Annotated in this window: 16 protein-coding genes; 13 read left to right on the top strand and 3 right to left on the bottom strand. The window is 75.6% G+C overall.

Annotated elements, in window-relative coordinates; genetic code table 11:
- The first annotated feature begins 20 nt into the window (after positions 1-20).
- The 6 genes from ACIP60_RS22910 to ACIP60_RS22885 all read left to right on the top strand — a co-directional run bounded on the left by ACIP60_RS22910 (position 21) and on the right by ACIP60_RS22885 (position 5327).
- Positions 21-389, top strand: a complete 369-nt coding sequence (locus ACIP60_RS22910; protein ID WP_100837848.1) for a holo-ACP synthase — start codon at positions 21-23, stop codon at positions 387-389.
- 166 nt (positions 390-555) lie between these two features.
- On the top strand, positions 556-1995 hold the full coding sequence (locus ACIP60_RS22905; RefSeq protein WP_400687265.1) for an NAD(P)H-hydrate dehydratase: 1440 nt from the start codon (positions 556-558) through the stop codon (positions 1993-1995).
- Positions 1996-2110: 115 nt separating this feature from the next.
- A complete protein-coding gene (gene alr, locus ACIP60_RS22900; RefSeq protein WP_400687263.1) occupies positions 2111-3295 on the top strand; it encodes an alanine racemase in 1185 nt (394 codons plus the stop codon).
- A gap of 3 nt (positions 3296-3298) precedes the next feature.
- Positions 3299-4453: an alpha/beta fold hydrolase gene (locus ACIP60_RS22895; protein ID WP_400687261.1), complete on the top strand. Its 1155-nt coding sequence runs from the start codon at positions 3299-3301 to the stop codon at positions 4451-4453.
- Between the two features lie 61 nt (positions 4454-4514).
- Positions 4515-5024 carry a tRNA (adenosine(37)-N6)-threonylcarbamoyltransferase complex ATPase subunit type 1 TsaE gene (gene tsaE / locus ACIP60_RS22890; RefSeq protein WP_100837852.1) on the top strand — a complete coding sequence of 170 codons (510 nt, stop codon included), beginning with the start codon at positions 4515-4517 and terminating at the stop codon, positions 5022-5024.
- Positions 5025-5126: 102 nt separating this feature from the next.
- The gene (locus tag ACIP60_RS22885) at positions 5127-5327 is read left to right on the top strand and encodes a hypothetical protein (RefSeq protein ID WP_400687258.1); all 201 of its coding nucleotides are present in this window, start codon (positions 5127-5129) and stop codon (positions 5325-5327) included.
- A gap of 15 nt (positions 5328-5342) precedes the next feature.
- Here ACIP60_RS22885 and ACIP60_RS22880 read toward each other — a convergent pair whose 3' ends face one another.
- Positions 5343-5912 (bottom strand): L,D-transpeptidase, encoded by a 570-nt coding sequence (locus ACIP60_RS22880; RefSeq protein WP_400687256.1) that lies wholly within the window; start codon positions 5910-5912, stop codon positions 5343-5345.
- A gap of 147 nt (positions 5913-6059) precedes the next feature.
- Between ACIP60_RS22880 and tsaB the strand changes: the two genes are divergently transcribed.
- The 5 genes from tsaB to ACIP60_RS22855 all read left to right on the top strand — a co-directional run bounded on the left by tsaB (position 6060) and on the right by ACIP60_RS22855 (position 9622).
- Positions 6060-6707 (top strand): tRNA (adenosine(37)-N6)-threonylcarbamoyltransferase complex dimerization subunit type 1 TsaB, encoded by a 648-nt coding sequence (gene tsaB / locus ACIP60_RS22875; protein WP_400687254.1) that lies wholly within the window; start codon positions 6060-6062, stop codon positions 6705-6707.
- Between the two features lie 132 nt (positions 6708-6839).
- Positions 6840-7328 (top strand): ribosomal protein S18-alanine N-acetyltransferase, encoded by a 489-nt coding sequence (gene rimI, locus ACIP60_RS22870; RefSeq protein ID WP_100837855.1) that lies wholly within the window; start codon positions 6840-6842, stop codon positions 7326-7328.
- Positions 7321-8406 (top strand): tRNA (adenosine(37)-N6)-threonylcarbamoyltransferase complex transferase subunit TsaD, encoded by a 1086-nt coding sequence (tsaD, locus tag ACIP60_RS22865; RefSeq protein WP_400687252.1) that lies wholly within the window; start codon positions 7321-7323, stop codon positions 8404-8406. The genes rimI and tsaD overlap by 8 nt, the downstream gene beginning before the upstream one ends.
- A gap of 11 nt (positions 8407-8417) precedes the next feature.
- The gene (locus ACIP60_RS22860; protein ID WP_400687250.1) at positions 8418-8663 is read left to right on the top strand and encodes a hypothetical protein; all 246 of its coding nucleotides are present in this window, start codon (positions 8418-8420) and stop codon (positions 8661-8663) included.
- Positions 8664-8731: 68 nt separating this feature from the next.
- A complete protein-coding gene (locus ACIP60_RS22855) occupies positions 8732-9622 on the top strand; it encodes a polysaccharide deacetylase family protein (RefSeq protein ID WP_400687248.1) in 891 nt (296 codons plus the stop codon).
- Here the strand turns inward: ACIP60_RS22855 and ACIP60_RS22850 are convergent.
- Together ACIP60_RS22850 and ACIP60_RS22845 are read right to left on the bottom strand one after the other, a co-directional pair.
- Positions 9598-10776: a methyltransferase domain-containing protein gene (locus ACIP60_RS22850; RefSeq protein ID WP_400687246.1), complete on the bottom strand. Its 1179-nt coding sequence runs from the start codon at positions 10774-10776 to the stop codon at positions 9598-9600. The genes ACIP60_RS22855 and ACIP60_RS22850 overlap by 25 nt on opposite strands.
- A 22-nt stretch (positions 10777-10798) precedes the next feature.
- Complete coding sequence (locus ACIP60_RS22845) at positions 10799-11113, bottom strand: hypothetical protein (RefSeq protein ID WP_400687244.1); 315 nt, start codon at positions 11111-11113, stop codon at positions 10799-10801.
- Positions 11114-11371: 258 nt separating this feature from the next.
- Here ACIP60_RS22845 and groES point away from each other — a divergent pair, with 258 nt between their 5' ends.
- Together groES and groL are read left to right on the top strand one after the other, a co-directional pair.
- On the top strand, positions 11372-11677 hold the full coding sequence (groES, locus tag ACIP60_RS22840) for a co-chaperone GroES (RefSeq protein ID WP_014136232.1): 306 nt from the start codon (positions 11372-11374) through the stop codon (positions 11675-11677).
- Between the two features lie 114 nt (positions 11678-11791).
- The gene (gene groL / locus ACIP60_RS22835) at positions 11792-13426 is read left to right on the top strand and encodes a chaperonin GroEL (RefSeq protein WP_400687242.1); all 1635 of its coding nucleotides are present in this window, start codon (positions 11792-11794) and stop codon (positions 13424-13426) included.
- Positions 13427-13491 lie beyond the last annotated feature (65 nt).

Below are 13491 nucleotides of genomic sequence, written 5' to 3'. Positions count from 1 at the left end.
CACGGACGAGGGAGCGGGACGTGATCATCGGGGTCGGCATCGACGTGGCGGACATCGGGCGGTTCGGGGAGTCCCTGGAACGCACCCCCGGGCTGGCCGAACGACTCTTCACCCCCGCCGAACTGACCCTCCCCTCCGGACAGCGCCGCGGCACGGCCTCGCTGGCGGCCCGGTTCGCCGCGAAGGAGGCCGTCGCCAAGGCCCTCGGCGCGCCCCCCGGCCTGCGCTGGGAGGACGCCGAGGTCCGGGTCGAGGAGTCCGGCCGCCCGCTGCTGCACGTCACCGGCACCGTCGAGGCCCGCGCCGCCGCCCTCGGCGTGACCTCCTGGCACCTCTCCCTCAGCCACGACGCGGGCGTCGCCTCGGCGGTCGTCATCGCCGAGGGCTGAGGACGCCGGAGCCGGGGAAGGAGCGGCAGGCCGCCACCAGGGGGCAGGGTGGGAACGGCGGGCCCCGCACCGGGGGCCCCGGCCCCTCCCGGGCCGTCCGCCGAGAACCGCCGAGCACGTCGAGAACCGCCGAGCACGCCGAGAACCGCCGAGCAGGGGAGCCGCCATGCGCCACGCCCACACCGTCGAGCAGGTCCGTTCCGCCGAGGCCGCCCGGATGGCCGGACTGCCGGAGGGCACCCTGATGCAGCGGGCCGCGGCCGGGCTGGCCGCGGTCTGCGCGGGGCTGCTGCCCCGGGTGTACGCGAGCCGGGTGCTGGTGCTGGCCGGCTCCGGGGACAACGGCGGCGACGCGCTGCACGCGGGCGCCCGGCTGGCCCGCCGGGGCGCCCGGGTGGAGGCGCTGCTGCTCGACCCGGCCAAGGCGCACGCCGGGGGGCTGGCCGCGCTGCTGGCGGCCGGCGGCCGGACCACCGCGGACCCGGACGCGTTCACCCGGGCCGACCTGGTGCTGGACGGCGTCGTCGGCATCGGCGGCCGCGGCCCGCTGCGCCCGGCCGCCGCCCCGTTCGCCGAGCTGCCGCGCCGCGGCCGGGTGGTCGCCGTGGACGTCCCCTCCGGCGTCGACCCCGACAGCGGCGAGGTCGCCGGGCCCGCGCTCCGCGCCGACGTCACGGTCTGCTTCGGCACCCACAAGCCCGGCCTCCTGATCGACCCCGGCGCGCGGTACGCGGGCGTCGTCCACCTGGTCGACCTCGGGCTCGACCTGCCGCCCGCCCCCGTCGAGTCGCTCCAGCACGCCGACGCGGCCGCGCTGCTGCCCGCCCCCGGCGCGGAGAGCGACAAGTACCGGCGCGGCGTGGTCGGCGTCGCCGCCGGGTCCGCCCGCTACCCGGGCGCGGCCGTGCTGGCCGTCACCGGGGCGCTGTACGGCGGGGCCGGCGCGGTCCGCTACACCGGGCACGCGGCGGCGGAGGTGGTCCGCCGCCACCCCGAGACGCTCGTCACCGAGGACGGCCCGGCCCGCGCCGGGCGGGTGCAGAGCTGGGTGGTCGGCCCGGGCGGCGGCCAGGACGCGGAGCGCGCGCTGCGCGAGGCGCTGGACACCGAGGTGCCCGTCCTGGTCGACGCCGACGCGCTCACCGAACTCGCCCGGCTCGGCCCGTCCGTCCTGGCCGGCCGCCCCGCGCCCGTCCTGCTCACCCCGCACGCCGGGGAGGCCGCCCGGCTGCTCGCGGGCGTCGACGAGTCCGCCGACGCCGAGCAGGTCGCCGCCGGCCGGCTCCGGGCGGCCCGGCTGCTCGCCGCCCGCTACGGGGCGACCGTGCTGCTCAAGGGCTCCACCACGGTGGTCGCCGACCCGGACGGCCGGGCCCGGGTCAACTCCACCGGCACCGGCTGGCTCGGCACCGCCGGCAGCGGCGACGTCCTCTCCGGCCTGACCGGCTCGCTGCTCGCCACCGGGCTCGCCCCGCTGGACGCCGGGTCCGCCGCCGCCTACCTGCACGGCCTGGCCGGCCGCCGCGCGGCGGGCCCCGGCGCCCCGATCACCGCCGTCGACCTCGCCGCGGCCCTGCACCCGGCCTGGGCCTCCCTCGTCGAGTAGCCCGCGGACAGGAGAGCCCCGGCGGGCCTTCGGCGGGCCCCGGCCGCGTTCCGGACCCGCCGTTGCCCGGGCCCCTGACGGGGCTTTCCGCCGCGGTCTGGGAGACTGATACGCGATGACGACTGCGAACACCGCCGGGACGCCCGCGCTGACCCAGGGGGCGCGGGCCGAGGCGACCATCGACCTGGCCGCGCTGCGCGACAACCTGGCCGCGCTGCGCGCCCGCACGGCCGGGCCCGAGCTGATGGCCGTGGTCAAGGCGGACGCCTACGGCCACGGCGCGCTGCGGTGCGCCCGGGAGGCGGTCGCGGCCGGCGCGGGCTGGCTGGGCACCGCCACCCCGGAGGAGGCGCTCGCGCTGCGGGCCGCCGGGATCGGCCCCGAGCAGGCCCGCATCCTGTGCTGGCTGTGGACGCCGGGCGGCCCGTGGGCGCGGGCGCTGCGCGAGTCGGTGGACGTCTCGGTGAGCGGCCAGTGGGCGCTGGACGAGCTGCTGGCGGCCGTCCGGGAGACCGGCGTCCCGGCCCGGGTGCACCTGAAGGCGGACACCGGGCTGGGCCGCAACGGCTGCCAGCCGCGCGACTGGCCGGACCTGGTGGAGAACGCGGTGCGGGCGCAGGCCGAGGGCCTGCTGCGGGTGGTCGGCGTCTGGTCGCACTTCGCGGCGGCCGACGAGCCGGGCCACCCCTCGATCCAGGCCCAGCTCGACCTGTTCGCCCAGGTCCTGGCGTTCGCCGAGCGGGCCGGCGTCGACCCCGAGGTGCGGCACATCGCCAACTCCCCGGCGACGCTGCTGCTGCCGCAGTCGCACTACGACCTGGTCCGGCCGGGCCTGGCCATGTACGGCCTGTCGCCCGTCCCGGAGGTCGGCGGGCCCGCCGACTTCGGCCTGCGGCCGGTGATGTCGCTGTCGGCCCGCCTCGCGCTGGTCAAGCACGTGCCCGGCGGCCACGGCGTCTCGTACGGGCACCACTACACGACGCCGGGCCCGACCACGCTCGGCCTGGTCCCGCTCGGCTACGGGGACGGCGTGCCGCGGCACGCCAGCAACACCGGGCCGGTGCAGATCGGCGCCACCCGCTACCGGGTGGCCGGGCGGGTCGCGATGGACCAGTTCGTCGTCGACCTCGGCGGGGACACCCCGGAGACCGGCGCGGAGGTCCTGCTGTTCGGGGCCGGCGACCGGGGCGAGCCCACCGCCGAGGACTGGGCGGTGGCCTGCGACACCATCGCGTACGAGATCATCACCCGGATCGGGGGCCGGGTCGCCCGACGCTACGTCGGCGGACTGCGGGGGTGAGCGGTGGCTGAGGAGTCCTCTTCCGGCGGGGTGTCCCGGGCCGGGCTGATCGGCATATCGCTGGGCGTGCTGGCCGCCGGGGCCGCCGCCGGGGTGGCCGTGGAACGGCTGACGGTCGGGCGGGCGATGCGCCGGCGGGCCCGCGAGGAGCTCGACGCGGCGGCCGCCTTCGGCTCGCTGCGCGGCACCGCCACCACCGTGCCCGCCGCCGACGGCACCGGACTGTACGTCGAGGTCGACGAGGCCCCGGCGGGCGGCGGGCCGACCGTGGTGTTCTGCCACGGCTACTGCCTCAACCAGGACGGCTGGCACTTCCAGCGGGCCGCGCTGCGCGGCGCGCTGCGCACCGTGTTCTGGGACCAGCGCAGCCACGGCCGCTCCGAGCGCTCCCGCTCGTACGCGGGCGGCGAACCGGCCTCGATCGACCAGCTCGGCGCGGACCTCGAGGCGGTGCTGGACGCGGTCGTCCCCGAGGGGCCGATCGTGCTGGTCGGGCACTCGATGGGCGGCATGACCGTGATGGCGCTGGCCGACCGGCGCCCCGAGCTGTTCGGCCCGGGCGGCCGGGTGGCCGGCGTCGCGCTGATCGGCACCCTGGCGGGCGACTGGGACGCGGTGCCGCTGGGCCTGCCCGCGGTCGGTGCCAAGGTGGTCAAGCGGGTCGTCCCCGGGGTGATACGGCTGCTGGGCCGCCAGGTCGAGCTGGTCGAGGCCACCCGGCGCTGGGGCGCCGACCTGGCCGCGGTCTTCTACCGGCGGTTCTCGTTCGGGAGCCGGGACGTCGACCCGGCGGTCGCCCGGTTCGCCGAGCAGCTGCTGGACGCCACCCCCATCGACGTGGTCGCCGAGTTCTACCCGACCTTCTCCGCGCACGACAAGCGCGCCGCGCTGGCCGCCCTGGACGGCCTGCCCGTCCTGGTGCTGGCCGGCACCAGGGACCTGCTGACCCCGCCCGAGTACTCGGAGGCGATCGCCGCCGCGCTGCCCGGCGCCCGGCTGGTGCTGGTGCCGGACGCCGGGCACCTGGTGATGCTGGAGCGCCCCGGCACCGTCGACCGGGAGCTGGCCGCGCTGCTGGAGCGGGCCGCCGAGCGGGCCGGGACGGGCCCGCTGCCGGAGGCGCTGCGGGAGCTGGCCCGGGAGCGGCCGGAGGGCTGAGCGGCGGGCGCCGCGCGGTGTGGCACCTTAGGGGTGGCCGCATCGATCGAAGAAGGACGCCATGGGTTCGCAGACCACTCTGACCGTCGACACCGCGGAGCGGATGACCGGCCTCGGCCGGCGGCTCGCCGCGCTCCTGCGCCCCGGCGACCTGGTCCTGCTGTCGGGGGAGCTGGGCGCGGGCAAGACCACGCTGACCCGCGGCCTGGGCGAGGGCCTGGGCGTGCGCGGCGCGGTCACCTCGCCGACCTTCGTGATCGCCCGGGTGCACCCCTCGCTGACCGGCGGCCCCGCGCTGGTGCACGTGGACGCGTACCGGCTGGGCGGCGGCCTGGACGAGATGGAGGACCTCGACCTGGACGTGTCGCTGCCCGAGTCGGTGGTCGTCGTCGAGTGGGGCGAGGGCAAGGTCGAGCGGCTGTCCGAGGACCGGCTGGAGATCCGGATCGAGCGGACCCTGGGCGGCGAGGCGGCGGACGCGCTGGGGGAGTCGGACGGGCGGCGGGTCACCCTGACCGGGCTGGGCGGCCGCTGGGACGCCGCGGACCTCACCGGTTTGGGTGAGAACTGAACCGGGTTTCCGACAGCGCGTCGGGAAACGGTTGCGGCGCACCGCGCGGGCGTGATGGGATGGCGTCAGCAGGTTAGGTATGCCTAACTAGGGAGGCGCCCCATGGTGAGCACACCCCCCAGGACCACCGAGGACCGTTCCGCCGCCCCGGCCGCCGTGCCGGAGCGCACCGCCGGAGCACCGGCCGCCGGAGCCGCCGCCGCCGGGGCCCCGGCCGCCGCGCCGGTGCCGATGCGCGCCCTGCTGGCGGCCTGCCGGGCCGCCGAGGCCGTCTCCACCCCGCCGGAGCGCCGCGCCGCCTGACCGGGCCGCGGCCGGTCAGGCGACCACGACCACCCGGGTGCCGTTCGGCGCGAAGTCCCACAGCGCCTGGCCGTCCGCCCGGGACGCCCGGATGCCGCCGGTCCTGGTCCCCGGGTCCACCGACGGGGCCGGCGCCTTCTCGTCCACCAGCGCGCTGAACCCGAACACCGTGCCGGACTGCTGGGCGAACCGCACCACGTGCTCGATCTGCCGCCCGTCCGTGCCGGTGCCCGAGGCGGTGCGGCTGGTGACGGTGTAGGTGCCCGCCGCGGGCAGCGTGTTGCCCGGCACCACCTTGAACGCGGCCACCACCGGGTCCGGCTTCTTCGGGTCGACCAGCCAGACCTGCTGCGCCTGCAGCGCGAGCACCACCCGCAGGCCCGAACCGGACTCGGCGGGCAGCGGCGGCACGCTCGGCCGGGCGCTCTCCGGGGCGGAGGCCGACGGGGCGGCGCTCGACGCGGACGGCGCCGCCGCGACCGCGCGCGAGGCCGCGCCGTTCGCCTGGAAGGCCAGCAGCCCGATCACCGCCACGGCCCCCAGGGTCAGCCCGCCGACCACCGCACCAGGACCCAGCTTCGCCACGTCAGCTCCTCAACGCTCCGCGTCTCACCTTCGGGAAGGCCCATCGTGCCAGGTGCGGCGCGCGGTTCCGGACTCCTGGCGATCGTGTGTTCCCGACCGGTCCGGGGCGGTGCGGGCCCGCGCGCCGAACCCTCTAACCTTGGACCCGTGCTCCTCCTCGCCTTCGACACCGCCACCCCCGCCGTCACCGCCGCCGTCCACGACGGCGCGCGGGTGCTCGCCGAGTCCTACGAGGTCGACGCCCGCCGGCACGGCGAGCTGCTGCTGCCCACCATCGCAGCCGTGCTGCGCGCCGCCGGCGCGGACAAGCGCGACCTGACCCACCTGGCGGTGGGCGTCGGCCCCGGCCCGTACACCGGCCTGCGGGTCGGCCTGGTCACCGCCGCCGCCCTCGGCGACGCGCTCGGCCTGCCCGTACACGGCGTCTGCACCCTCGACGCGATCGCCCACCAGGCGCGCGCCGAGGGCCTGGCGGGGGCGTTCGCGGTGGCCACCGACGCCCGGCGCAAGGAGGTCTACTGGGCCTCCTACGACGCCGACGGCACCCGGGTGGGCGGCCCCGCGGTGGACCGCCCGGCCGAGATCGACCCCGGCCCGCGGACGGTCGGCGCGGGCGCCCTGCTGTACGCGCTGCCCGCGGCCAGCGGCCCCGAGCACGTCTCGGCGGGCGCGCTGGCCGACTTCGCGGTCCGCGAGCTGGCCGCCGGCCGGGAGCTGCTGCCGAACGCGCCGCTGTACCTGCGGCGGCCGGACGCCCAGGTCCCCGCCGGGTACAAGGCGGTGCTTCCGGCGTGAGGCGCGTGCGCCGCCCGGAGGGCCACGGCTCGCCGTCCGCGGACCCGGCCGGCCGTGCCCTACCGCTCCGCGCGGTTCGCCGCGCTCTCGCCGGGGCGGTCGGCCGGCGTGGCTAGGTACGCGCTGCGGCCGATGCGGTGGTGGGACATCGAGCCCGTCATGGTGCTGGAGCACCGGCTGTTCCCCGAGGACGCCTGGTCGCGCGGGATGTACTGGTCGGAGCTGGCGGAGGCGTTCCCCGGCGGGAGCCGGCACTACGTGGTGGCCGTCGACGGCGGCGGCGCGCCGGTCGGCTACGCCGGGCTGATGGCGGTCGGCCCGGACAGCGACGTGCAGACCATCGCGGTGGACTCCGAGCACCAGGGGGCGGGGCTCGGGGCACTGCTGCTGGCGGAGCTGGTCGAGGAGTCGGTCCGGCGCGGCTGCGCCGAACTGCTGCTGGAGGTGCGGGTGGACAACCTGCGCGCGCAGCGGCTGTACGAGCGGTTCGGGTTCGAGCCGGTCGGCATCCGGCGGGGCTACTACCAGCCGGCCAACGTGGACGCACTGGTGATGCGTCTGGACCACCTGGCAAGCGACGCAAGTGAAGCAAGCGATCTGAAGGATCATCACAATGGCTGACGAACCCCTCGTCCTCGGCATCGAGACCTCCTGCGACGAGACCGGCGTCGGCATCGTCCGCGGCACCACCCTGCTGGCCGACGCGGTCGCCTCCAGCGTCAACGACCACGCCCGGTACGGCGGCGTCGTCCCGGAGATCGCCAGCCGGGCGCACCTGGAGGCGATGGTGCCGACCATCCGGCGGGCGCTGGACACCGCCGGGGTGAAGGCGAGCGACCTGGACGGCATCGCCGTCACCGCCGGGCCGGGCCTGGCGGGCGCGCTGCTGGTCGGCGTGAGCGCGGCCAAGGCGTACGCGTGGGCGCTGGACAAGCCGCTGTACGGCGTCAACCACCTGGCCTCGCACATCTGCGTGGACCAGCTGGAGCACGGCCGGCTGCCGGAGCCGACGATGGCGCTGCTGGTCTCCGGCGGGCACTCCTCGCTGCTGCTCAGCGGCGACATCACCTCCGACGTGCGGCCGCTGGGCGCGACCATCGACGACGCGGCCGGCGAGGCGTTCGACAAGGTGGCGCGGGTGCTCGGGCTGGGCTTCCCGGGCGGGCCGGTGGTGGACCGGATGGCCCGGGAGGGCGACGGCTCGGCGATCGCCTTCCCGCGCGGGCTGAACAACGCGGGCGACCCCGCGTACGACTTCTCGTTCTCCGGGCTGAAGACCGCCGTGGCGCGCTGGGTGGAGGCCCGGCGGCGGGCCGGCGAGCCGGTGCCGGTGGCGGACGTCGCGGCGTCCTTCCAGGAGGCGGTGACCGACGTGCTGACCCGCAAGGCGGTCCGGGCCTGCAAGGACAACGACGTCGACCACCTGATGATCGGCGGCGGCGTGGCCGCCAACTCCCGGCTGCGCGAGATGGCGCAGCAGCGCTGCGACCGGGCGGGCATCGTGCTGCGGGTGCCGCGGCCGGGCCTGTGCACCGACAACGGCGCGATGGTGGCGGCGCTCGGCGCCGAGATGGTGCGGCGCAATCGCACCCCGTCCTCCTTCGACCTGTCGGCGGACTCCTCGCTGCCGGTCACCGAGACGCACGTGCCGGGCGAGCACGGCGGCTTCCACGCGCACGCGCACGAGGCCCTGAAGTGACCCTGGCGGCCATGTGGGAGGCCCGGGCGGCGGCCGGCCGGGGGGCCGAACTGCACGCCTGGGCCCGGGAGTCCGCGCTGCCCGCGGTGCGCGGCGCGGCCGGCCTGGAGCGGGTCGAGCTGTTCACCGCGCCGGGCGAGCGGGTGCTGCTGATCGCGCTGTGGGCGGGCGAGCCGCGGCCGGTGCCGGAACCGCCCGCGCACCTGCTGGCCCGCCCGGTGCACCGCTGGACCTTCACCCGCACGGACGCGGGGTAGCAACCGGGCAGCCAAATCCGATCGTCCTATGATCGACACGCGTGTCGAGGACGAGCGGGGGACAACCGGTGAAGCAGCGGGTACGGGTCGGGTACGGGGCGGGCGCCCTCGCGGTACTGCTGGCGGCGAGCGGGTGCGGCAGCGGCTCCGGGGCGGCCGACCGGCCCCCCGTCCCGGCCGCGCCGGTCGCCGCCCCCGGCACCCCGGCCCCCTCCGGCACCGGCACCCCGTCGGCCCCCGCGCAGGACGCGGTGCCCGAGGCCGCCTGGGCCAAGTGGGGCCTCAAGCCGATGCCCAAGGCGCCCGCGCCGCCCGCCGACCGGCCGATCAAGCTCACCGGGTCCGGCCAGGTGCCGGTGTTCAGCGAAGTCCCGACCACCGACAAGGTCGTCTTCATCACCCTCGACGACGGGGCCGAGAAGGACCCGAAGTTCGTCGAGATGCTCACCGAACTCAAGGTCCCGGTCACGATGTTCCTGACCAAGGACATCGTCAAGAACGACTACGCCTACTTCAAACCGCTCCAGGCGCTCGGCAACAGCATCCAGAACCACACCGTCAGCCACCCGGTGATGAGCAAGCTCGGCCCCGCCCAGCAGAAGGCCCAGGTCTGCGACGACCAGGCCGCCCTCACCGAGCAGTACGGCACCGCCCCCTACCTGTTCCGCCCGCCCTACGGCGACGGCGCGAACACCCCCGCCCTGAACACCGCCGTCCAGGAGTGCGGGCCGCGCGCCGTCGTGCTCTGGCGGGAGTCCATGCAGATCCACGACATGCAGTACCAGGCCGCCGACAAGAAGCTCCGCAACGGCGACATCATCCTGGCCCACTTCCGCGGCCCGTCCGAGCTCAAGGGCGAGACCATGACCGGGATGTTCGGCGAACTGCTCGCCCGGATCCAGGAGCAGGGCTTCGCGGTCGCCCGCCTCGACGACTACCTGGCCGGGCCCACCGGCTGACCCAGCATCATCACCGGCCCGCCCGCCGTCCGGGCCACGATCACCGTCACCGCGTTCGGCCCGGCCGGCCTCACCTGCCGCCGCAGCTCCTCCGGCACCACCGACGCCCCGCGCTTCTTGATCACCACGGTGCCGATCCGGCGCTCCCGCACCAGCGCCCGCAGCCGCTTGACCTGGAACGGCAGCACGTCGGTCAGCTCGTACGCCTGCGCGTACGGCGTCGGGCGCAGCTCGTCCGAGGTGACGTACGCGATCATCGGGTCGATCAGCCGGCCGCCCGTCAGCTCCGCCACCTCCGCGACCATCCGGCCCCGGATCACCGCCCCGTCCGGCTCGTACAGGTAGCGCCCCACCGGGCCCACCGGCGGGTCCGGCAGCGCGCCGCCGGACAGCGAGTGCGGGCCCGGCAGCAGCGTCGCCCGGTACGGCTCGGCGGCGGCCGTGCCGAACCACAGCACCGCCTCCTTGACCTCGCCGCGGTCCGACACCCACTCCGCCTCGGCGCCCGCCGGCACCAGCTCGTGCGGGATGCCCGGCGCCACCTTCAACGCCCCGAACGGGGTGCGCCGGGCCGCCTCCACCGCCCAGGACAGCGGCGGCGAGTACGCCTCCGGGTCGAACACCCGGCCCTTCGAGGTGCGCCGCGCCGGGTCGGTGAACACCGCGTCGAAGCCCGCGGTGTCGACGTCCGCGACGTCCGCGCGGCGCACCTCGACCAGCTCCGCCACGCCCAGCGCCGCCGCGTTCGCCCGCGCCACCTCGCAGGTCAGCTCGTCCCGGTCCACCGCCAGCACCGCGATCCCGGCCCGGGCCAGCGCGATCGCGTCCCCGCCGATCCCGCAGCACAGGTCGGCCAGCCGCCGCACCCCCAGCGCCGCGAACCGCCCCGCCCGCCACTCGGCGACCGACCGCCTGGTCGCCTGCTCCACCCCGTGCCGGGTGAAGTACATCGACGCCGCGTCCGCCCCGAACTTCGCCTCCGCCCGCTGCCGCAACCGGGCCTGCTCGAACGCCGCCCGCACCAGCTCCGCCGGGTACTCCCGCCGCATCCTGGTCGCCAGCGCCAGCTCCCCGGCCGCCGTGAACCCCCGCAACTCGGCCAGCAGCGCCTGCCCCTGCTCGGTCAGCAGCGCCCGGAACGACTCGATCTCCACCGCACCATTGTCGCGGCTCCGGTCAGCGCGCCGGCACCGCGAGCACGGCCGCCGCCAGCGCGGGCCCGGCCAGCCCCACCGCCAGCGGCGCGATCCGGTAGCCCCGCCGGGCGGTCACCACCACCGACGCCACCGGCACCCCCAGCTCCAGCGCCGTCACCGCGCCGCACAGCAGCACCGCCAGGCCCGCCCCGCCCCCGCGCTCCCCGGCCCCGGCCAGCGCGAACACCAGCACCATGACCGCGTAGGGCACCGCGCACAGCAGCGGCACCGCCAGCGCCAGCAACCACACCGCGTGCCACACGTCCCGCCCCGTGGAGGGGCGCTCCTTCGTCATGTCCCGATCGTCGCAAGGGGATTCGCGCGCCGCCTGAGTACCCGTACTCGGAACCGACCGGGTCGAACGGAAACTCGGACGCGACTTCGTTGGCACTCTGGTTGACTGAGTGCTAACGGCGTCCTAAGGTCATACCTGGCACTCCCCCCAGGGAGAGTGCTAACGCGATGAAGCGTGTCCGACCCCCGCGACGGCGGCCGCGCGCAATCGCCACCTACCTGTTAGACAACCCCGTAATCTCCGAAGGGGAGCTCGGACGTGACCACCAGCAGCAAGGTTGCCATCAAGCCGCTCGAGGACCGCATCGTGGTCCAGCCGCTCGACGCCGAGACCACCACCGCCTCCGGCCTGGTGATCCCGGACACCGCCAAGGAGAAGCCCCAGGAGGGCGTCGTCCTGGCCGTCGGCCCGGGCCGCTTCGAGGACGGTCAGCGTCTGCCGCTCGACGTCGCCGTCGGTGACATCGTCCTGTACTCGAAGTACGGCGGCACCGAGGTGAAGTACCAGGGCGAGGAGTACCTCGTCCTCTCGGCCCGCGACGTCCTCGCGATCATCGAGAAGTAAAGACGTCCGACAACTAGACGTCCCAGCCCGCCCCGGATCCGTGTCGCACTGACAGGGGCCCGGGGCGCGGTTGTTGCTCCACGTACGCAGACCTACCCCTGAGGAAACGGGATCATGGCGAAGACCCTGCAGTTCGACGAGGACGCCCGCCGCTCGCTGGAGCGCGGCGTCAACAAGCTGGCCGACACCGTCAAGGTGACCATCGGCCCCAAGGGCCGCAACGTCGTCATCGACAAGAAGTTCGGCGCCCCCACCATCACCAACGACGGTGTGACCATCGCCCGCGAGGTCGAGCTCGACGACCCGTACGAGAACCTCGGCGCGCAGCTGGTCAAGGAGGTCGCCACCAAGACCAACGACGTCGCGGGCGACGGCACCACCACCGCCACCGTGCTCGCCCAGGCCCTGGTCAACGAGGGCCTGCGCAACGTCGCCGCCGGCGCCGGCCCGGCCGCCCTGAAGAAGGGCATCGACAAGGCCGTCGCCGCCGTCTCCGAGCACCTGCTCTCGGTGGCCCGCGAGATCGAGGGCAAGGACGACATCGCCGCCGTCGCCTCCCTCTCCGCCCAGGACACCCAGGTCGGCGAGCTGATCGCCGAGGCGATCGACAAGGTCGGCAAGGACGGTGTGATCACCGTCGAGGAGTCCAACACCTTCGGCGTCGAGCTCGAGTTCACCGAGGGCATGCAGTTCGACAAGGGCTACCTGTCCCCGTACTTCGTCACCGACGCGGAGCGCCAGGAAGCCGTCCTGGAGGACCCGTACGTCCTGATCAACCAGGGCAAGATCTCCTCCATCCAGGAGCTCCTGCCGCTGCTGGAGAAGGTCCTGCAGGCCGGCGGCTCCCGCCCGCTGCTGATCATCGCCGAGGACGTCGACGGCGAGGCCCTCTCCACCCTGGTGGTCAACAAGATCCGCGGCACCTTCAACGCGGTCGCGGTCAAGGCCCCCGGCTTCGGCGACCGCCGCAAGGCCATCCTCGGCGACATCGCCACCCTCACCGGCGGCCAGGTCGTCTCCGAGGAGGTCGGCCTCAAGCTCGACCAGGTCGGCCTGGAGGTGCTCGGCAGCGCCCGCCGGATCACCGTCACCAAGGACGAGACCATCGTCGTCGACGGCGCCGGCGACTCCGCCGAGGTCGCGGGCCGGGTCGCCCAGATCAAGGCCGAGATCGCCAACACCGACTCCGACTGGGACCGCGAGAAGCTCCAGGAGCGCCTCGCCAAGCTGGCCGGCGGCGTCTGCGTGATCAAGGTCGGCGCGGCCACCGAGGTCGAGCTCAAGGAGCGCAAGCACCGCCTGGAGGACGCCATCTCCGCGACCCGCGCCGCGGTCGAGGAGGGCATCGTGGCCGGCGGTGGCGCCTCGCTGGTGCACGCCGCGAAGGTCCTGGAGGACGGCCTCGGCCTGACCGGCGACGAGGCCACCGGTGTCGCCGTGGTCCGCAAGGCGCTCGCCGAGCCGCTGCGCTGGATCGCCCAGAACGCCGGCCTGGAGGGCTACGTCATCACCTCCAAGGTCGCCGACCTGGAGCCCGGCCAGGGCTACAACGCCGCCACCGGCGAGTACGGCGACCTGGTCAAGGCCGGCGTCATCGACCCGGTCAAGGTCACCCGCTCCGCCCTGGAGAACGCCGCCTCCATCGCCTCCCTGCTGCTCACCACCGAGACCCTCGTGGTGGAGAAGAAGGAAGAGGAAGAGGGCGCCGGCCACGGCCACTCGCACGGCGGCCACGGCCACAGCCACTGAAGCACCGAGCGCTAGCCGCTGAAGCGGCGCAGCGAAAGCAGGGGCGCGAGGAACTGCGCGACCGG

Source organism: Kitasatospora sp. NPDC088783 (assembly GCF_044750705.1).
GTDB classification, from domain to species: Bacteria; Actinomycetota; Actinomycetes; order Streptomycetales; family Streptomycetaceae; genus Kitasatospora; species Kitasatospora fiedleri.
This window is presented reverse-complemented; position numbering and strand designations above follow the sequence as displayed.

What these genes read in the sequence shown, in the direction of transcription:
- ACIP60_RS22905 (WP_400687265.1), top strand. Translation starts at nt 556, where the DNA reads ATGCGCCACGCCCACACCGTCGAGCAGGTCCGTTCCGCCGAGGCCGCC.
- alr (WP_400687263.1), top strand. Translation starts at nt 2,111, where the DNA reads ATGACGACTGCGAACACCGCCGGGACGCCCGCGCTGACCCAGGGGGCG.
- tsaE (WP_100837852.1), top strand. Translation starts at nt 4,515, where the DNA reads ATGGGTTCGCAGACCACTCTGACCGTCGACACCGCGGAGCGGATGACC.
- ACIP60_RS22885 (WP_400687258.1), top strand. Translation starts at nt 5,127, where the DNA reads ATGGTGAGCACACCCCCCAGGACCACCGAGGACCGTTCCGCCGCCCCG.
- rimI (WP_100837855.1), top strand. Translation starts at nt 6,840, where the DNA reads ATGCGGTGGTGGGACATCGAGCCCGTCATGGTGCTGGAGCACCGGCTG.
- tsaD (WP_400687252.1), top strand. Translation starts at nt 7,321, where the DNA reads ATGGCTGACGAACCCCTCGTCCTCGGCATCGAGACCTCCTGCGACGAG.
- ACIP60_RS22860 (WP_400687250.1), top strand. Translation starts at nt 8,418, where the DNA reads ATGTGGGAGGCCCGGGCGGCGGCCGGCCGGGGGGCCGAACTGCACGCC.
- ACIP60_RS22845 (WP_400687244.1), bottom strand. Translation starts at nt 11,113, where the DNA reads ATGACGAAGGAGCGCCCCTCCACGGGGCGGGACGTGTGGCACGCGGTG.
- groL (WP_400687242.1), top strand. Translation starts at nt 11,792, where the DNA reads ATGGCGAAGACCCTGCAGTTCGACGAGGACGCCCGCCGCTCGCTGGAG.